The 19,700-nt window shown below is 41.9% G+C and carries 14 protein-coding genes; 6 read left to right on the forward strand and 8 right to left on the reverse strand.

Annotated features, from left to right (window positions below; translation table 11 throughout):
• Positions 1 to 27: 27 nt before the first annotated feature.
• Genes OLM34_RS02430 through OLM34_RS02445 form a run of 4 tightly spaced genes read right to left on the reverse strand, consistent with a single transcriptional unit; the run spans position 28 to position 6,340 of the window.
• Entirely contained in the window at positions 28 to 3,138 is a 3,111-nt protein-coding gene (locus OLM34_RS02430) for an efflux RND transporter permease subunit (RefSeq protein ID WP_264404985.1), read from the reverse strand.
• 18 nt (positions 3,139 to 3,156) lie between these two features.
• Complete coding sequence (locus OLM34_RS02435; RefSeq protein ID WP_264404986.1) at positions 3,157 to 4,197, reverse strand: efflux RND transporter periplasmic adaptor subunit; 1,041 nt, start codon at positions 4,195 to 4,197, stop codon at positions 3,157 to 3,159.
• 12 nt (positions 4,198 to 4,209) lie between these two features.
• Positions 4,210 to 5,739, reverse strand: a complete 1,530-nt coding sequence (locus tag OLM34_RS02440) for a TolC family protein (protein WP_264404987.1) — start codon at positions 5,737 to 5,739, stop codon at positions 4,210 to 4,212.
• Between the two features lie 13 nt (positions 5,740 to 5,752).
• Positions 5,753 to 6,340 (reverse strand): TetR/AcrR family transcriptional regulator, encoded by a 588-nt coding sequence (locus OLM34_RS02445; protein ID WP_264404988.1) that lies wholly within the window; start codon positions 6,338 to 6,340, stop codon positions 5,753 to 5,755.
• 270 nt (positions 6,341 to 6,610) lie between these two features.
• Here OLM34_RS02445 and OLM34_RS02450 point away from each other — a divergent pair, with 270 nt between their 5' ends.
• From OLM34_RS02450 to OLM34_RS02460, 3 genes are read left to right on the forward strand one after another with little or no spacing between them, the layout of a single operon-like run.
• Entirely contained in the window at positions 6,611 to 7,399 is a 789-nt protein-coding gene (locus OLM34_RS02450; protein ID WP_264404989.1) for an inositol monophosphatase family protein, read from the forward strand.
• A gap of 48 nt (positions 7,400 to 7,447) precedes the next feature.
• A complete protein-coding gene (locus OLM34_RS02455; protein WP_264404990.1) occupies positions 7,448 to 8,008 on the forward strand; it encodes a helix-turn-helix domain-containing protein in 561 nt (186 codons plus the stop codon).
• 54 nt (positions 8,009 to 8,062) lie between these two features.
• Positions 8,063 to 9,718 (forward strand): AMP-binding protein, encoded by a 1,656-nt coding sequence (locus OLM34_RS02460; protein WP_264404992.1) that lies wholly within the window; start codon positions 8,063 to 8,065, stop codon positions 9,716 to 9,718.
• Positions 9,719 to 9,742: 24 nt separating this feature from the next.
• On the opposite strand, the gene OLM34_RS02465 is transcribed toward OLM34_RS02460, so the two are convergent.
• Entirely contained in the window at positions 9,743 to 10,873 is a 1,131-nt protein-coding gene (locus OLM34_RS02465; protein WP_264404993.1) for a CARDB domain-containing protein, read from the reverse strand.
• A gap of 542 nt (positions 10,874 to 11,415) precedes the next feature.
• Positions 11,416 to 12,252 (reverse strand): tetratricopeptide repeat protein, encoded by an 837-nt coding sequence (locus OLM34_RS02470; RefSeq protein ID WP_264404994.1) that lies wholly within the window; start codon positions 12,250 to 12,252, stop codon positions 11,416 to 11,418.
• A gap of 84 nt (positions 12,253 to 12,336) precedes the next feature.
• Here OLM34_RS02470 and OLM34_RS02475 point away from each other — a divergent pair, with 84 nt between their 5' ends.
• Positions 12,337 to 13,269, forward strand: a complete 933-nt coding sequence (locus OLM34_RS02475; RefSeq protein ID WP_264404995.1) for a mechanosensitive ion channel family protein — start codon at positions 12,337 to 12,339, stop codon at positions 13,267 to 13,269.
• A gap of 237 nt (positions 13,270 to 13,506) precedes the next feature.
• Here OLM34_RS02475 and OLM34_RS02480 read toward each other — a convergent pair whose 3' ends face one another.
• Both OLM34_RS02480 and OLM34_RS02485 read right to left on the reverse strand, forming a co-directional pair.
• Positions 13,507 to 14,721 (reverse strand): bifunctional 3,4-dihydroxy-2-butanone-4-phosphate synthase/GTP cyclohydrolase II, encoded by a 1,215-nt coding sequence (locus OLM34_RS02480; RefSeq protein ID WP_264404997.1) that lies wholly within the window; start codon positions 14,719 to 14,721, stop codon positions 13,507 to 13,509.
• Positions 14,722 to 14,740: 19 nt separating this feature from the next.
• Entirely contained in the window at positions 14,741 to 16,690 is a 1,950-nt protein-coding gene (locus OLM34_RS02485) for an LptF/LptG family permease (protein ID WP_264404998.1), read from the reverse strand.
• Positions 16,691 to 17,114: 424 nt separating this feature from the next.
• On the opposite strand from OLM34_RS02485, the gene OLM34_RS02490 reads away from it, so the two are divergent.
• Positions 17,115 to 18,335 carry a site-specific integrase gene (locus tag OLM34_RS02490; RefSeq protein WP_006801679.1) on the forward strand — a complete coding sequence of 407 codons (1,221 nt, stop codon included), beginning with the start codon at positions 17,115 to 17,117 and terminating at the stop codon, positions 18,333 to 18,335.
• 21 nt (positions 18,336 to 18,356) lie between these two features.
• Positions 18,357 to 19,700: a site-specific integrase gene (locus tag OLM34_RS02495; protein WP_006801678.1), complete on the forward strand. Its 1,344-nt coding sequence runs from the start codon at positions 18,357 to 18,359 to the stop codon at positions 19,698 to 19,700.

A 19,700-nucleotide genomic window follows, 5' to 3' on the forward strand; every position in this document is an offset into this window, starting at 1 on the left:
CTGAATAGTATCTTTTTGTTTTATATATTATTTATTCGCGCTCTTCAGCTCACTTTTTTCGTTAATGGATGTATAAATGGCCGGAATCAGAATCAAAGAAACCAATGCCGAAACCAGTAACCCTCCAATGATGGTAACACCCAGCGGCGAATACATTTCTTTACCCATTCCTTTACTCAATGCCATTGGCAACATTCCCAATATCGTAGTCAATGTGGTCATCAATATGGGACGCAAACGCGAGCGACCGGCTTCTGCTACTGCATCGTAAAGCGTATATCCACGTTTGCGAAGCATGTTGGTATAATCGACCAATACGATTCCGTTGTTCACCACAATCCCCATCAACATAATCACGCCGATAAACGTAGTAACGCTCAACGTCAGACCTGTTGCGAGGAACGCCAAAACAACACCTACCAACGTAAACGGCACGGCAAATATAATGATAAACGGATCTTTAAACGATTCGAACTGAGCCGCCATAACCATATATACCAATGCAATACCAAGGAAAAGTATCAAATACAGATCGCCAAATGATTCGCCTTGATCAACAACCTGACCTCCAAGCGACACGCTGACCCCGTCGGGTATTTCCGTATCGTCTATGATTGCTTGTGCTATCTTGGCACCTTTTCCCAACGAAACATCATTCAGATTGGCCGTAGCCAACACAAAACGCTGTTGCGATTCGCGCTGTATTTCCAACAAACCGACATCCTGCTTGATTTCGGCAACAGACGAAAGGGATACCTGCTTGCCCAATAAATTGGTCAACTGCATCTCCTTCAATTTATCGATGTCGTTACGAAATTCCGGAGCATATCGTATTTTGATATCATAATCGTCTCCGCCCTCGGTAAATTCTCCCGATTCGGCGCCAAATAAATTTTGCCGAATCTGCATGCCGATAAGCGCGGTATTCAAGGCCATTTGAGATGCTTTTTCTTTATCGATGACAATTTGCACCTCGATTTTTCCGTTGTCGACCGAAGTTTCCACATCCTTGAACTCTTCTCTCGCTTTCAATTTTTCTTCAAAAGAGAGGGCCATTTTATTGATGACATCCAAATCATCGCCCGACACATGAATTTCTACCGGACGTTTGTTCCCTGTTACGGCTGCAGACAAAATACTCCCCGCCTGAATTTGATATTTTTCTATTTGAGGAATTTCGTCCAATCGTTTACGAACCGCATCGGCGATCTCTTCTGCCGTTCTTTTTCGTTTATCGGGAAGAGTAAGGTGGCACAATACACTACCAATATTTTTCCCTTCTTTAAACCCTACCGTCGTTAGCGCTCCATCGCGCGTTTGTCCGGCAATAGCTCCGGAAGAACCCGGAACCATTTCATGAATTTCTTCGTGCAATATTTTCAGTATTTGTTGCCCTATACTATCGGTTTGTTCAACACTTGTTCCCACCTCGGTTTCAAACGAAAGGGCAAAACTCCCGGCGTCGAAATCGGGAATATAATCCGTACCTATTTTCTTCCCCAATAGCATTACTCCTATAAATACAACAACAGCAGAAACAATAACCACCCCCTTATGAACCACCGTCCACGCAAGCAATTTTTTATACCCGTATTCGATTTTATTAAACACGTTTTCGCTCCATCGATAAAACTTGCTTCGTTTCGCTTCATTCCCATCTTCCCCTTCCCTTTTCAATAGCTGCGACGAAAGCATCGGTGTTAACGTAAGCGCCGTAAACAACGACATAATCATGCACACACACGTCAGGATGGCCAATTGTTTGAACATAATTCCCACGATACCCCCCATAAAAACCATTGGAAGAAACACGACCAATGTTGTAGCGGCCGAAGCAGCAATGGCCATTCCCATTTCGGAGGTTCCGAAAATGGCGGCTTGCTTGGGGTTGGTGCCTCTTTCTATATGCTGTGTAACATTTTCCAGCACCACAATGGCATTGTCCACCACCATACCGATGGCTATGATCAACGACATAAGAGAAAAAATATTGATCGTGTAATCCATAATGTACATCACGATAAATGCACTAATCAACGATACCGGCATCGTAACAAAAATGATAAGGCTCGAGCGCCATTCTCTCAAGAAAATCAACACCACCAACGTCACAAAAATCAACGCATAAAAGATAGATGAAGTAAGATTTTTTACCGATTCTGTCACCATCTCGTCGGTACTGATCATTTCATTGATCTGCACATCATGGGGAAGTGTCTTTTCAATTTTTTCCATTTCTTTTCTCACCGCTTGAACCACTTCCAACGTATTTTCACTCGTTTGCTTTTGCACCAGAAGAGCCACGCCTTCTCCTAGATGATTACGCGCATAAGCCTCCTTTTCGGCAAAAGTATCTTGCACGATAGCTACGTCTTTCAATCGTACTACTTTCCCGTTGAAAGCCTTCAAGGCAATGTTCTCGATATGCTCCACCGTTTCGAATTTTCCCGGTACACGTACCGAAAAATCGAACACCCCCACTTTTATGTTTCCGGCCGGTATATTGATGTTCTCGGCCTGCAAAATGGTCGATATTTCGCTTACCGACAAATTATAGGCCTTTAATTGACGGGGGTCTACACTTATTGAAATCTCGCGTTCGGGCTGCCCCAAATAAATCACTGTTCCCACACCATCCACTTTGCGCAACGGTGTGGCAATTTTGTCCTCGATGATTTTTTCGATACCGTTATAATTGCTTGTCGCATTGATCGAATAGCCGAGAATAGGCATCATGGAGGAATTGATTTTGAAAATAATCGGACTTTCGGCAGCTTTCGGAAGTCTACTTTTAACCAATTCCATTAAGTCCCTGGCATTGTTTGCCGCAGCCGTAACATCGGTATTCCAGTTGTAACTCAATTGAATAAACGATACATTTTCTTTCGATATCGATTTTATATCTTTCAAATATTCGGCACCTGAAAGCACAGCCTCAAGAGGTTTGCTCACTTGTTCTTCCACTTCGTTTGCCGATGCACCCGGATATATCGTAATAATGGTAATTGAGGGATATTCCAATTCGGGCATCACATCAAGGGGAAGCATTTTCATTGCCACTAAACCAAGAAGGATAATGGCAACAAACAACATCGCCGTAGCTACAGGTCTTTTTACGCCTATTTCAGGTAATTTCATTTTATTCTGATTTTTAATTTATTCCTCAACAATTTCCACAAGAGTACCTTCATCCAATTTGCTTTTCCCATCGATAACCACGCGTACGCCTGCCGCAATTTCGGAAATGTGCACTTGATCTTTTACCATTTCGCCACGTTTCACAGGAATGCGTGAAACCGTATTGTCGTCATTTACAACAAATATAAATTCTTCACCGGTACCCGGTTGCCTGTAAATGGCATTAACGGGCACAAAAACACCTTTTTCCGCAGGCAATTCAAGCGATGCCCTGCAAAACATGCCCGGTTTGAATTTCAACGACGTATTGGGAATTTCCACCTCAACCGAAGAGGTGCGTGTAACGGAAGATAACACGGGAGAAATGTAATGGATTTTTCCGATGACTTTTTCTTCGGGATACGCATCAAAAACCACCTTCACCTCATTTCCTTTATGTATGAGAGGCAATTCTTTTTCGTTCACTTCTATTTTAACCTTCAAAGGGTTCAATTGCATCAAAGACACGATGCCGTTTTCAATTTTTAAATCGGCGCTCATGGAAGGTACAAACGAATAATTTTCGCCTTCTTCTACATAAATATCCACCAAAATGCCCGAAAACGGTGCAGTAATGGTCGTATTTTTTTTCAACATTTTCACTTTGGCTTCCGAGGCTTCGTATTTTGCTTTTATATGATCAAAATCGATCAAACTGATACTCCCTTTTTCTTTCAACCGGTTCAATCGTTCGTAGTCTTTTTTGATTGTCTCGTTTTCCACTTGTGCTTGAATAAGCATTTCGTCCGACAATTCCACGATTTTTGCACCTTGAGCCACAAAATCTCCTTTTTTGTAATATATTTTTTCTATTCTTCCGGGTAAGGATGAAGCCAAATTGACTTTTCTGTTTGCTTCCGCAGTACCGGAATAATTGAGAATAGGATGATATTCCGTTTCAACCGATTCGGCAACGGTCACTCTTACGGCTTTCACCTCATTTTCTTCGGATTTGTTTTGCGTTGAGCATGCAGTGGTCATCAATACAAGACAAACTGCAAACAATACATTCTTTTTCATATTCATTATCGATTAATTATTTTCTTGATTATACATCTCGGGGTAATCATAAATGGCACCGGTGGCCTTATCCAATTCCGTTCGTGCAATTTTCATTTCAATTACGGCATCGATATAATTGTTGCTTGCCTGCTCCCAATCCAATTGCGATTCCAATAGATCCGTCAGTTTTATCAACCCTTCATTAAAATGATTTTGCGATATATCCATACTTTCTTTCGCTTGCTCTTTCGATAATTTGGAAATTGCTACTTTATCCAACGACTCGGTATATGCATTTATCGATTGCCGGATCTGCAAATCGATCAATTCTCTTGCTTCATCCAACTCATATTGCACGGCTTGACGATCCTTTTTTGCAGCATTTAACGTATGCACCCTATCGCCCCAATGAAAAATGGGCATCGACAAAACCACACCGATATTCCAGTCGCCACCAAATTTCTTTTCAAAACCTTTATAGGGATTGGGATTTAAGTACGTATATCCGCCGGAAAGAAAAATATCGGGCATAAAACGCGATGTCGCAATTTTTTGTGCCGATTCGGCAATCGAAACTTTTTGTTTCAGCATCGCTATTTCCACTCTGTTGTCAACCATTTCAGAGCTTGCCAAATAAGGCAAGGACTCCTTTTCAAGGCCCGATTCCACTCCATCTGCCACCACAAGATTATCCGATTCTACGCCCATAATCTGAGCCAATACCATTTTCGATAAAGTCAATCCGTTTTCGGCTTTCAGCAATTTCAATTTGGCATCATTTTGTTTCACCTGCGCCTTCAACAAATCGTTTCGAATGATTAGTCCCTCGTCATATAAATTCTCCAAATCGAACACCAGCCGATTCAACAATTCCAAATAAGATTGAGCCAACTTAACTTTTTCATTCATCGATACCACCCGCCAATAAGCCTCATCCGTCTTATTCACCAATTCGGCTTTGGTAAGAGTAATGTTGCTGTTCTCAATAATTTCTGCATATTGCGCAATACGATAGGTTTCCGTTATTTTAAATCCTGTAAACAAAGGCTGCATCACCGATAAACCCGCATAATACGTATTCTTGTAATCCAATTTCATCTGATCGGCCGGAATAAGTGCATATTGCTGAAAAACAGGATTTCCCGAAGCATCGATCAAGGGTTTGCCGGTTTCGGGATTGATCACCCATGTTTTAAGAGCCGTTGCCGGATCTTCCTGAAAAATTCCCGGATTGAATTTTCCCGTTTGTTGATCTATGGCATTATAGGGAACAATGGGAAGAAACATATCGTGCTGCAAAAGCTCAATTGCTTTATTGGTATGCAGGTAACCCGCATTCAACTTGAAATCGGGCAAATATTTCGTAAAGGCCGATTTCCGTAGTGCAGTGGATGCCTGCGCCTTTTCTTGTGCTATCTTAACTTTTTTGTTTTGCTCCAATGCTAATTTCCGACATTGTTCCAATGTGTAAACTTCCTGAGCAACAATTCCTTGAGCAAAAAGAATAAAAACCAGACTCAACAAGTTGATTAAACCCTTTCTAAAATTGATTTCTTTCATATTCACTGATTATTTAACGTTTTGTTATTCCGTAAAGCAAGATATCGGTCAACCGATTCAGATGAACCGAATATTCTGCTATATCCAGTTTATCCAGGATGAAAAAGATTTCGAGCCCTTTTAGCGTATTAACGATGATTAAAGCTGTGGAATACGTATCATCAACATCAAATTGTTCGAATTTTACTCCTTCATCCAAAATTTGTCGAATCACTTGGACCTCATCCTTGTCGTACTTTTCGCGAAGATGCTCCACAAAAGGCAAGTTGGTTAAATAATCGGAATGCAGAGCTTGGTAATAATTTGCTTTTTGCATAAATTCTTTCGTCCGTTCCAATAAATACACCCTTAGCTTATCTTTAGGAGTAGGCTCTCTTTCCATGGATTTTTGAAGAGCACTTTTTGCTTCCATAGCCTCCTTTTCGATAACCGCTCTAAAAATGTCTTCTTTGTTTTGAAAATAGTAATAGATGGAACTTTTCCCTTTTTGCAAGGCATCTGCAATATCATCCATTGTGGTTTTTCTGTACCCATAGCGACTAAAAAGTTCGCCCGCTTTACGAATAATCGTATTTCGCATTTCGTCACTTACTGTATTCATCTTTCCTGGGATTTAAATTATTCATATTTGACTATTCGAATAAATTGTTCAATTGTTCGAAAATTCAAGGCGCAAATTTATACCCTTTTTCAGGATGAAACTAATAATACGATATAATTAATGTTAAATACAGTATATAACCATCCGAAAGCACCAATAATAAGCAACCAAACCGGCCGAAAGCATAGTAACCAAATACTTCGACCGAAATGTGGAAGCAAAATTGAAGTTAATTCACTACTTTTGTACGAACCATCAAAATAACAAAAAATGGAGTATAGTATAGAAGCTTTATGCAATGCCGTATGCAATATCGCTATTGCAACAGGAAAATACCTGAAAGAAGAACAAATAAAACTCAGTCCTGACGACATTGAATTAAAGGGTCCGAGAAATTACGTAACCTATATCGATAAGGAAGCCGAACGCCGACTTGTAGAAGCGTTGCAAAACCGGATTCCCGAAGCAGGATTTTTAACCGAAGAAGCTACCGTTGAATACGAACAAAAAGAATACACGTGGATTATAGATCCGTTGGATGGAACTACCAATTATATACATGGCGACAACCCATTTTCGGTGAGCATTGCCCTCATGCGGAAAGGAAAAATCGTGCTTGGTGTGGTCTACGACCCTGTAGCCAACGAGCTCTATTCTGCCATCGAACCAGGGAAAGCCCAACTCAACGGCCAACCCATTCATGTGAGTTCTCACGCAGAACTCCAAAACGGATACATTGCCTTTGGCATACCCTACAACCTCACACCGGAAGGCGAAAAAATACTGCAAAACACACTGGCTCAATTCCGCAAATGCAGTTTTCGCATCAAAGGCTCGGCAGCGGTGGAAATATGCTATGTTGCCTGTGGCAGAAGCGACGCCTACTTTCACTCGTCACTCTCGCCTTGGGATGTGGCAGCCGGTACATTTATACTGGAATGCGCAGGCGGCAAATGCACCGATTTCTCCGGCGGCAGAAACTACCTTTTCGGCAAAGAACTGGTAGCAGGTAATGGCAGAATCAACAAAGAAATAATGGACAATATCATTCGAATCTAAAAATAAATTGATTATCTTTACGCGGCTAAAAATATTTCGCAAACAACTATGACAACAGACCTCAAACAAATCGGCGAACGCATAAAAGGGTTACGCGAAGCCCTGGGTTATTCCCCTGAAAAAATGGCGAGTATTCTGGAACTGAAAGTGGACGATTACCTGGCATACGAAGAAGGAACTAAAGACATTTCGATATCGGTACTTCAACGTATTGAGAAGGAATTCAACATCGATCTTTCCACTCTCTTGTTCGGAACAGAGCCCAAAATGAGCTCTTATTTCATTACCAGAAAGGACAAAGGATTAAGCGTTGAAAGGGTATCAGCCTATAAATACCAATCACTCACAGCCGGTTTTACCAACAATATAGCCGAAGTATTCATCGTCACGGTTGAACCTAAACCCATGGATGAAGATTTCTTCAAAAATACTCATCCCGGACAGGAGTTCAATATGGTTCTCGAAGGGAGTATGATGATTCACATCAACGGGAAAAACCATATCCTTAACGAAGGCGACAGTATATATTTCGATTCTACCCTTCCTCATGGTATGAAAGCATTGAACGACAAACCCGTCAAATTTCTGGCCGTGATTCTCCACCCGTGAGAAAAACATCAAACTCTTTTGGAAAATAAACATAAATACAATTAAAAATTTATCATGCTCGAAAAATTTTTAAAACGAACGGAATTTATATCTCATCAAGATTTTGTAGAAAACTATCAAATCGAAGTTCCCGAGAACTTTAATTTTGCCTACGATGTAACGGACGAATGGGCAAAAACCCATCCCGACAAACGAGCCATTTGCTGGACAAACGATCGAGGCGAACACCGCGACATGACATTCGCAGAGTTGAAGGAGCTATCTGATAAGACAGCTTCTTTTTTTCAATCGTTGGGTATTGAAAAAGGAGACATGGTGATGCTCATCCTTAAACGAAACATCGAATTTTGGTATACCATTCTGGCACTACACAAGATAGGAGCGGTAGCCATCCCGGCCACTCATCTGCTTACCGATAAAGATATCGTTTATCGCGCCAATGCAGCGAGCATCAAAGCGATAGTAGCATCCGAAGATCCGGAGCTCATCGACCATATCAACAAAGCCCTCCCCAAATCGCCCTCCGTTAAACATCTCATCATAAACAGCAGTAATCATTACGACGGGTGGCTTAGTTTGCACGAGGAGATAGAGAAAGCAGCACCCTTTGTGAAACCTGAGAAAGTCAACGAAAACAACGACATGATGCTGTTGTATTTCACCTCGGGAACCACAGGACAACCTAAAATGGTGATTCACAATTTCACCTATCCGTTGGGGCATATCACCACTGCCAAATATTGGCACAATCTGCACGAAAACAGCATACACCTCACCGTTGCCGAAACCGGATGGGCGAAAGCCACTTGGGGAAAACTCTACGGACAATGGATAGTGGGAGCATGCGTGTTTATTTACGACTACGATGGCAAGTTTATCCCGACCGACATGCTCCGGATGATTTCGAAATACAACGTCACCTCGTTTTGTGCACCTCCCACCATCTATCGTTTCCTGGTACGCGAAGACCTCACAAAATACGATCTTTCGGCACTGGAATACTGCACCACGGCGGGCGAAGCACTCAATCCGTCGATCTTTGAAATCTTTTACAGGCAAACCGGCATTCAGATTAAAGAAGCCTTCGGACAAACCGAAACGGCACCTATCATTATTACCTTTCCCTGGATTGAACCCAAACCCGGCTCAATGGGAGTTCCCAATCCGCTTTACGACATGAAACTGATTAAGCCCGACGGGCTTCTCGCTGAAGAGGGAGAGGAAGGCGAAATTTGCATCGACACACACAAGGGGCACCCCCTGAGCTTGTTTATGGGCTATTACCGCGACGAAGAACTCACTCGCAAAGCCTATTCCGGACAACTCTATCACACGGGCGACATAGCCTGGCGCGACGAAGACGGTTATTACTGGTTTGTAGGCCGTACCGACGATATCATCAAAAGTTCGGGATACCGCATCGGTCCCTTTGAGGTAGAAAGCGCACTGATGACCCATCCGGCCGTTGTGGAATGTGCCGTCACCGGAGTTCCCGACGAAATACGTGGACAAGTAATAAAAGCAACGATTGTTCTGGCAAATGAATATAAAGGGAAAGAAAGTCCCGAATTGATTAAAGAGATTCAGGATCATGTAAAAAGGGTAACTGCACCCTACAAATATCCTCGAATTATCGAATTTGTGGATGAATTACCCAAAACCATCAGCGGTAAAATACGCCGCGTTGAAATTCGTGAAAAAGGAAAATAATAACGTATAAATGTAATGTTTCCATTACAGCTGCGGGACGGTTGCTTCTCTCCTATTATCCGCCTCATTAGACTCAGGAACAGTATTGAAAGGATCTATCTGCAATCGAATCTGTTGTCTGGAGCCCAAACTTGGTGCATCTCTTTCTATAGTTACTTGTTTTCCCGAAGCTAATCCGGATATTCGTTCTCCCATAAAGCTTCGCCATTCCCCAGCGCTCAGAATGCTTATTTCCCAAGCAAACGGGCCCGCATCGCCCACACCGGTATTTGAAATTGTAAATTTCACTTGGGGTGTATACATTGGTCCCGGACGACGATTACGGCGAGCCGTAGCCACGAAACGAACGATTCTCAAATCGGACAACGTACTTGCTTCCAACACATTATTATTTTCATTTGTCTCGGCAATCCAATTTCCCGGGTCAACAACTACCCGCACTTTTGAAGTACCCGAAGGGCATTGCCCTAATGACCTCCCCAGTTTTCCAATCTTCACAGGAACAGATTGACCGGGGCCTAAGGAACGGGTTTCTCCAAAGTCGCCACCGGTACGCACCCAATTTCCTTCCACAAAACATTCTTTACGTGCGCGAACGTCATAGGCCGTACCTCTTCCTATGTTTTCGATTCGTACCACCTCATCAACAGCCAAATTTCCTACAATTCTCAGGTCGGGTTTCTCTGTAGAGGGAACCGGTGAAGAAACCACCGTACTACTCACCCATTGGCCACTGCTTGCTACCTGCATATTCCATCCTCCGTCGACGGCTCTCACACGCTTCAAACAAACGTTCCTAAACTCTCCTCCCGTTAATTGTATATTGAAGCACAATCTTTCCGGAGGATTAGTTGGAACATCATATCGGTAAACATCAACCACATGACTTCCCGGGTTGAATGTGCCCAAAATGATAAGTGGTGGTGGAGGACCACTATACCGGGGAACGGTTTGTTCTATTGTCGCAGACAGGTTCACATCACCACCCGTTACCGTAAATGCCGCACTAATTTTCATGATTTCTCCAACTCTTGCCACTTCAGGCGTAAAACGAAGTCTCATGTCGCTCACTTGTCCTTGCGCATACAACAAAGAAAACGGTACCGTAACCAACATGATTACCGATACAACGATAACTAATAAATTTCTTTTCATTTTTTTTACCTCCTATCAAATAAAATTAAACAAGGCTATTTCATGGTTCATGTTGTTTTTAACCGAAACAAGGCAGCATTTATAAAAAACAACGGCTCTACATTCACACAACGTTAACCGACATACACGTCAAACAGAGCCTACCTAACTAAGGAGGAGATATATGTAGGAAAATGCGCCCTGCCAAAATACTCAAAAAAAGAAAGGGTGTTCATTAGAAGTTATCATGAATCGCAAGACTTATCGTCTTTTTTCCAAGCAACACAAATTTGTGATTTGTGGCCACTTTGGTAACGCTCTTCATCTTCCGTTGAACACCCTCGTTCCCCCTTTCCGCTTTTAGGCGGAAAAGAAGGGAACCTGTTTTTTATTCTATATCGCTATTTTATCTTCCCGACAAAAAATACGATCATTTTAAGTTCGATTACTTTCTCTGCTCTCTAGCAAACGAAATATTACTTCTGTAATACGCATGTAAAATTAATAGATAATAGTTGAAAAAACAAATTTTTTGATCGAAATTTTCGAGCTAAATTTGTTTTTTAACGTTTCTCCGATTTTCTTATCCACTCATCGGCTATTAGGGCATCGTAGCCCAATTCCTTAGCTTTTAAAAAATCGGCTTTGGCAGCTACTTTATCGTATTGCATCAGTCTCACCCTGCCGCGCAGGAAATAAAAATAAGGATTTTGCTTCTCGTTAGGTTCGGCAATCCGCAAATCGGCCGACGCTTTAAAAAGCTGTTCCGTATTCACGTAACACTCGGCACGATTCATATACAACGCCGAGGAAGCATTTCCTTCGCCATCGATGAGCCGGGTATATACTTTTTCGGCTGCCTCCCAATTATCGTCGAGTTTATAAATCAATGCTTTGCTCAGAAGAGAATACATATTGTCAGGATCGAGTTGTTGAGCCCTCCGGAAATCGGACTCCGCTTTTTCTCTGTTTTTTTGTTCCAGATAGAGCACACCTCGCCGATAATAAGCTTCTATATCGGTAGAATCTCGATTCAAGATGGTATTATAATCGGCCATGGCTTCATCAAACTTATCCATATCGCATAAAAGCGATGCCCGGTTATGCAAAACCACATTGGGTTGAGGATAACCCGGTAATGCCGCCGTAAACGAGATATAAGCATCATTTAAGCGGCCGAGCTCACGCTGAATAACCCCCATACTCATGAGCAGCATAGCATTGTTTTTATTCGACGGCTCAAGCTGCATGGCTTTTTTGAGGGTATACTCGGCGCTGTCGAGGCGATTTTTTTCAAGATGATCTGCCGATTTATCTATCCACTGCTCGTAAGTCTGAGCCTCAGCCGACACAAAAACGGCAAAAAAAAGAAGAAAATATCCCAACAACTTCGTCATCATTCTACGAATTAAACCTTCATTCGCAACAAATTTAGCACAATTTTGTCTACATTTGCCAACCTAACCCTTTAAAAAAGCAAAAAAATGGACATTAACGCTGCTGTTACCCAGCCCGATTCTATTAAAACATTGCTGATAAACCCTGCAGAAGAGTTTACTACGGCAGCCCAGCTCATCAAGGAGGGTCGTTTTGAAGAACTCCTCAATAAGATAGTAACCGGGAGTATCGACTTTGCCGGAAAAATTCTGCTTGCACTTATCATCTTTTTTGTGGGCAGGTGGCTGATCAAAAAAATGAGCCTCGCTATCAACCGACTCATGACTCGACGGGGAATGGATATCGCATTAAGAAGTTTTCTGAAAAGTGTATTCGATATTTTTTTCTATACCTTCCTGTTCATCATCATTGTCAATGTCGTAGGAAAACAAACCGTTTCGTTGGCCGCATTAATCGGATCGGTTGGATTAGCCGTAGGTTTGGCAGTGAAAGACAACTTAGCCAACTTTGCCGGTGGAGTAATGCTCCTCTTGAACAAACCGTTTAAGGGAGGCGACTACATCGAAGCACAAAACCTTTCCGGAACTGTAAAAAGCGTAGGCATTCTATATACCACGCTAACCACTGCTGACAACAAAACCGTTTATATCCCCAACGGTCCGCTCTCTACAGGTAACATAACCAATTACAGTGCACAAGAAACCCGAAGAATCGAAATCACGGCCGCGGTAGATTACGGATCGGATATCGAAATGGTGAAAAAAATTCTTCTTGATATTGCCCACAATCATCCAAAAATTCTGCCCGATCCCGAACCTTTTGCCCGCCTGACAAAAATAAACGAGAGTTCTCTCGATTTTGTCCTCCGGGTTTGGGTAAAATCGGAAGATTTCTGGCCGGTAACGTTCGATCTGAACGAAGAAATTTACCGTCAACTTACCCTTAATGGCCTAAATATTCCTTTCCCTCAACTGACGGTTCACCTTGCAAAAGAAAACCAAGCCGACAAGCAACCCTAATATCAGCTTAATGCCTGACATCAAGCCGATCTTACATTTGAGAAGCCCCTTTTACTGAAGGATTTTAACAACCAACGATAAAGAAAAGGAGCTGAAAGCTCCTTTAAATGTAACGATATTTTACTCCTTCGTAGCAACACATTTACTCGTACCGGTAAGGAGTGAAATATACTTGAATGCTGACAGCAATAAAAAATCCATCAGCTTTTATTAAGGTAAATGATAGCAAACCCCGGATTAGAGGTTCCGGAGTTTGTGTCCCATCTTGTTCTTTTTGGTTTCCATGTAAAATTTATTGTATTTATTGGGCATAATTTCTAAAGGTACATTTTCCACAACCTCCAATCCATAGGACTCTAATCCTATGCGTTTGACGGGATTATTAGTCATCAAACGCATTTTGGTTACACCGAGATTGCGCAGAATCTGTGCCCCTACCCCATAATCACGTTCATCGGCTCTATACCCGAGATGCAAATTGGCATCAACTGTATCCATACCTTTCTCCTGAAGTTTGTATGCTGATACTTTTGCCATTAGCCCAATACCACGTCCTTCTTGATTGAGATAGACAAGAACTCCTTTCCCTTCTTCCTCAATCATCTGCAAAGCCTTGTGAAGTTGCTCACCGCATTCGCAACGCAACGAACCGAAAATGTCTCCGGTGATACACGATGAATGAACACGTACCAATATGGGTTCATCTTTTTTCCATGAACCTTTTATCAGCGCCACATGTTCTTGTTTAGTTGCTTTTTGGAGGAAAGGAATCAGCATGAAATCGCCATACTGCGTAGGGAGATGAACTTCTTCTCCTCGCTCGATAAGCGATTCGGTCTGAAGACGATATTTTATGAGGTCGGCTACCGAAATGATTTTGAGATTGAATTTCTTAGCCATTTCCATCAATTCGGGCAGACGTGCCATTGAACCATCTTCTTTTTTGATTTCTGCTAATACTCCGGCAGGATATAATCCGGCCAAACGTGCCAAATCAATAGTTGCTTCGGTGTGACCGGAACGGCGAAGTACTCCTTTCGATTGCGCGCGAAGAGGGAAAATATGTCCCGGACGGCCTAAGTCTTCCGGTCGGGTACCTTCGCGTGTCAACGCCAAAATGGTTTGAGCACGATCGTATGCCGATATTCCTGTGGTACAACCGTTCGTGAGCAAATCTACGGAAACCGTAAACGGTGTGGAATGAATGGAAGTATTGTTAGTTACCATCATGGGCAGATCCAGTTCTTCGCACCGTTCTATAGTAAGCGGCACGCAGATGAGCCCACGTGCATGGGTTTCCATAAAATTAATTTTTTCGGGAGTGATATGTTCAGCAGCGATCACCAAATCACCTTCGTTCTCGCGATCTTCATCATCGACCACAATGACAAAATTTCCTTTTTTTATTTCTTCGATCGCTTCCTCTATTGTATTGAGTTTATATTCTTCCATATACTTTTGAATTTTTTATTTACACAGCTATGTTTTCAGCCTTTAGCGCTTCATCAACCAAATGAAGAAGCTCTGCATTTAATTTTTTTATCTTCTCTAAATCATTTGCGATTCTTCTTTCAAAAAGAAAAGAGATCAATTTGAAAATTATCCCTATAGGGAAAAGATACATAAGAATTCGTGCCATAACGGAATTAGCTCTAAACGGACGTTGATGCTGAATCAGGACCGGATATGCTTCTGCTTTCTGCAGAATAAAGGAGTTTTTTGAATTTGAAACCATATTGAGCATGAATTCCATTTTATTTTTAATTGCAATCAACTCTTCTTCATATTGATTGTCTGTCCAATAAGTCTTATATCCCAGCTTACGATACTTAGAAAGATAGGTATCGATATCGGCCGATAATTGAGTAATATAACGAGCAATTTCTCGATAATCGGGTTTATCCATGACGACTTCTTTAACGGGATAATTCCGCTTTTCACGAATAAAAAATATTTTTCTGAAAAAAGCTGCATAGGTATCTCCGTTCAAAATGGCAGAATCGTTCATGGCTTTATACGTTAAAAACACACCCATTGGCAACAGTATCATGGAGCTGAACCACATACCCACCCAGTGCACCCATACACCGTCGCGCACCATTTTATAGCCTACATTATCGAAAATATAGTAAATAATGAACAAAATTACCGAAATAACAATGGGCATACCCAATCCGCCTTTTCGAACAATAGAACCCAATGGAGCTCCAATAAAAAAGAACACGATACAGGCAAACGGCAACGTAAATTTTCGATGCCACTCTATCCAATGTCTGTTAATGATGCGCTGGGTAGATATCTTCGACATGGAACGAAACAAAAATTCGTTGCTGTTGTTTTCGGCTTTTGCGTAGGCACTCTGCAAGATAGAAGATTTGGTTTGTAGATCTTTTGAAGCGAACAACGAGTCGGGACTAACGATGTTGATTATCTCTTTCTTTGCTTTTAGTATAACGGAATCTTTCTGTTGAGGCGGATAGCTGTTTCTAAACGTAAAAAAAGAATAGTTTTTCATCGTTTTACGGTCGATGATATTCATGCTGTCCATCTCGCATTGCATAGAGTCAATCGAACTTTTTAACTGCTTAATATTCTTTGCCATATAATTGCTGGCAGCATTTTCTTCGAGTGCGGAATCGTCTATGCGGTTAAAATTGGCATCGAAAGGAATGAGGATTTGCTTTTCTTCGAAGTTTTCGCGTGAATAGGGTACAAATTCGCGATTATCGCTCGATGTTCCTCCTTCGAAATTTTGAAACTGCTGACCATGATACAAGGTAAGAACAATGGAGAGCTTGTCTTTCGACATGCTCATTTTTGCCGAATCGCAAACAATCACCGCCATCTCATCGACATTGTTCTTGGATATATCGTAAATAAGAACATCATACAGCATGCCGGTTTTACGGTCTTTCTTCTGCACAAAAAGATTATAACCCTCTATCCCACGGTAAAAAACTCCTGAAGGGATATCCAACTCGGGAGATTTTTGACGGATAGAAATCAACAACGAGTAAAATTTGGTCTGTATGTGAGGCATAGCATTGTTTTGAAAAAAAAAGGCACCGATGCTGATAAAAACGGTGAGAACAATAAGCGGACTCATGGTTCTCAGCAAAGATATCCCGGAAGTTTTTATTGCCAAAAGTTCCAGATCTTCACCAAGATTGCCAAAAACCATAAGCGAAGCCAACAAAATAGACAAAGGGAGTGCCAATGGAATAAGATTGAGAGCCGCATACCAAAACATTTCGGCAATAATCTTTAATTCCAGTCCTTTACCCACCATATCTGAAATGTATTTCCAAAGAAACTGCATGAGTACCAGGAAAAGACATATAGCAAAAGTCATCAGAAACAAGGGCAGGAATATTTGCAGAAGATAGCTATCTAACCGCTTTATGTGGATTTTTTTACTCATGAAAGGATAACCAAAGACCGTCTTCCTATTTTTTTGCAAAGATACTAAGAATCTCGCAAAGATAGGCAAAATTCGGAAGAATACAGTAAGTGTTTGATAGGAAGGTTCATTCAGCGTTGTTTCTCTATATTCTTCTGATAAGCTAAATGGAAGAATATAGAGTAATTAAGTGAAAGATTTGCTACCTAAATACTGCCTTTTTGATTGGTCGGATTAGGGAACAGAAACAGCCTGAATAAAGATAATCATCTCAAAGAGCGCTTGTTTTTCTTAAAACGTCTTTCAAAAATAACCCTTTTTTTACACTAACGGTGAAAATACGGGTTTTGAATACAAAATTGGAGTTTGTTTCCTGTTGGCTCCATATTTTATATCACTTAAAATAACTCTGTTACAAGTAATTTTACACTTAAATAACAGAGTTATGACAAAGGAAGTAAAGGTGTCATTCTACCTCAAAAGAAATGAAACAAAAAAGGACGGCAAAAGCCCTGTAATGGCAAGGCTTTCGATTGGAAAATTCTCCGAAACCATCTTTAGTGCAAAAATGGCTGTTCCGGCAGACTTATGGGCATCCGGTCGCGCCACAGGGAAAAGCCATACGGCAAACGAGATTAACCGACAGCTGGACGAAATCAGGGCATCTGCCCTGTCGCATTACCGTGAGTTGTCAGCGGTAAGGGAGAATGTAACAGCCGAAGATGTAAAGAATCTCTTGCTGGGCATGGCATCCGGGCAGGAAACACTATTATCCTATTTCCGCACCCATAACGAAAATTTCGACAAGCGTATCGGTGTAAACCGCAAAGAAGGCTCGGAAAAAGGATACTGGCTTGCACTTAATCACCTCACGAAGTTCCTGAAAGAAAAGTATAAACTTTCAGATATTCCTTTCTCAGCGCTGGACAGGTCGTTTATTGATAAATTCGACCTTTATCTAAAGATTGACCGCCGGCTTGCACCGGGTACGATTGTATTATATACCACCCGATTGGGTACTATTATCGGGGATGCCATAACCGAGGGAATCATAACCAAAAATCCTTTTGTCGGTTATGAGCCGGAACGCCCTGAGCGGTATCAAAAGTATCTTACCCGAAAGGAACTGAATAAGTTAATGACAACTCCGCTTAATACCTCAAAGCAATACCTTATCCGCGATTTATTCCTCTTTTCCTGTTATACCGGCATCCCGTACTGCGATATGTGCAAATTAACGAATGAAGATGTTTCTGTTGCCGAAGATGATGTAGTCTGGATAAAAACATTCCGTGAGAAAACTGGAATAGACTACGAGATACCCATGCTTGAACTCCCTTTGCAAATTCTTGAACGCTATCGGGGAACGGTATCTGATGAACGGCTCTTGCCGATGTATCCAAACGGAGAGTTGAACAGGGAATTAAAAAAGATCGCCCGCATTTGTGGTATCACCCGGCGACTGACCTGGCATTGCGGCCGCCATACCTATGCGACCGAAATTACGCTCTCACAGGGTGTTCCCATCGAAACGGTAAGCCGGATGCTCGGACACAGCCAGATTGCGACGACACAAATTTATGCGAAAATCACCAACGATAAGATTGATGAGGATATGAAAGCGTTGGAAAAACGTATCGCAGGGAAATTCAAATTTGCTATTTAATCACGTTAATACATTTCAGTTATGGAAACAAAAAATAAAGACGACAAGAAAGAAAAACGACGCAGCACATTTGCTATTCTGTTTTATATCAACCGCACTAAAATCCGCAAAGACGGTATGTGCCAGCTATTGTGCAATATCAGTATTGATGCCGAATCCCAGCAGGTGGGAACGAAAGTTTCTGTTGATCCGTCCCTTTGGGATTCATCGACAGGACGTGCCGCAGGACGTAGCCGGAACGCCTTTCAGGTAAACCAGGCGATTGACCTGCTTACAGTACGCATCAAGAAGCATCATAAGGAAATAAAGGAAAGTCTGGGTTTTGTTACGGCTGAACTCGTAAAGAATGCCCTGAAAGGCATCGCACAAAAGCCTCTTACGTTGATGCAACTTTTTAAGGAACACAATGACGAGTTTGAAAAACGGGTTGGTATAGACCGCAAAAAAGAGGCGCACGCTCAGTATGGGGTAACTTACAATCATCTTCTGGCGTTTATCCGTAAAAAGTATGATACCGATGACGTAACGCTCCGCAGTCTTGACCTTCGTTTCTACGAAGATTTCGACCTCTTTTTAAGGACAGACAAAGGGTTACAGCAAAAAACGGTACATCAACATCTGTATAATTTCAAGAAAATAACCAAACGGGCATTCAATCAGGGAACGCTCCGGCGCGACCCTTATATGAAACTGTTCCCAGAATTGCCGCCGCTAAAGAGCCGCCATTTGAAACTGGAAGATTTGGAGAAGTTGATGCAGTGCCAGCTCGACAAACCTAATTTGTGTCGTGCCCGTGACCTGTTCGTTTTTTCTACTTTCACCGGATTGTGTCATGCCGACCTAACAAAGCTATCCGACGAACATATAGAACAGACCGAAGACGGTAGCCTATGGATTCATATGAAAAGACAGAAAACCGGGACGGAATTTAATGTGCGACTGTTGGAAATACCCCTGAAAATTATGGAGAAATACCGCCCGGAGAAAAAAGATAAACATATATTTCAGGTTTACGGACGTGGTTATATGGGAAAACTTCTCCGTGAGATTGCGAAGAAATGCGCTATCGGGCATATCTCGTTCCATACAGCCCGCCATAATTTCGGGACGCATATTACACTCTCACAGGGTGTCCCTATTGAAACCGTAAGCCGGATGATGGGACATAAAAATATCGCTACCACGCAGATATATGCCAAAGTAACCGACAAGAAAGTAGATGAAGATATGAAACGGCTCAGAACACGTGTGGCATCCAAATCGAATAAAGTTACTTTGTATGAAGATGAATCGCTCCGTTCGGCTATCCGTTATCCCCAAAAAAGGAATAAAAACAAGAATGTTCAACAATCAAACAACCAATAA

The sequence above is a fragment of the Anaerorudis cellulosivorans genome, from assembly GCF_025943985.1.
GTDB lineage: Bacteria > Bacteroidota > Bacteroidia > Bacteroidales > Dysgonomonadaceae > Anaerorudis > Anaerorudis cellulosivorans.

Bases quoted from the DNA above. Each gene is read 5' to 3' on its own strand.
- OLM34_RS02465 (WP_264404993.1), bottom strand. From the start codon at position 10,873: ATGAAAAGAAATTTATTAGTTATCGTTGTATCGGTAATCATGTTGGTT.
- OLM34_RS02450 (WP_264404989.1), top strand. From the start codon at position 6,611: ATGGAGTATAGTATAGAAGCTTTATGCAATGCCGTATGCAATATCGCT.
- OLM34_RS02475 (WP_264404995.1), top strand. From the start codon at position 12,337: ATGGACATTAACGCTGCTGTTACCCAGCCCGATTCTATTAAAACATTG.
- OLM34_RS02495 (WP_006801678.1), top strand. From the start codon at position 18,357: ATGGAAACAAAAAATAAAGACGACAAGAAAGAAAAACGACGCAGCACA.
- OLM34_RS02480 (WP_264404997.1), bottom strand. From the start codon at position 14,721: ATGGAAGAATATAAACTCAATACAATAGAGGAAGCGATCGAAGAAATA.
- OLM34_RS02455 (WP_264404990.1), top strand. From the start codon at position 7,448: ATGACAACAGACCTCAAACAAATCGGCGAACGCATAAAAGGGTTACGC.
- OLM34_RS02435 (WP_264404986.1), bottom strand. From the start codon at position 4,197: ATGAAAAAGAATGTATTGTTTGCAGTTTGTCTTGTATTGATGACCACT.
- OLM34_RS02460 (WP_264404992.1), top strand. From the start codon at position 8,063: ATGCTCGAAAAATTTTTAAAACGAACGGAATTTATATCTCATCAAGAT.
- OLM34_RS02440 (WP_264404987.1), bottom strand. From the start codon at position 5,739: ATGAAAGAAATCAATTTTAGAAAGGGTTTAATCAACTTGTTGAGTCTG.
- OLM34_RS02485 (WP_264404998.1), bottom strand. From the start codon at position 16,690: ATGAGTAAAAAAATCCACATAAAGCGGTTAGATAGCTATCTTCTGCAA.
- OLM34_RS02490 (WP_006801679.1), top strand. From the start codon at position 17,115: ATGACAAAGGAAGTAAAGGTGTCATTCTACCTCAAAAGAAATGAAACA.
- OLM34_RS02445 (WP_264404988.1), bottom strand. From the start codon at position 6,340: ATGAATACAGTAAGTGACGAAATGCGAAATACGATTATTCGTAAAGCG.
- OLM34_RS02470 (WP_264404994.1), bottom strand. From the start codon at position 12,252: ATGATGACGAAGTTGTTGGGATATTTTCTTCTTTTTTTTGCCGTTTTT.
- OLM34_RS02430 (WP_264404985.1), bottom strand. From the start codon at position 3,138: ATGAAATTACCTGAAATAGGCGTAAAAAGACCTGTAGCTACGGCGATG.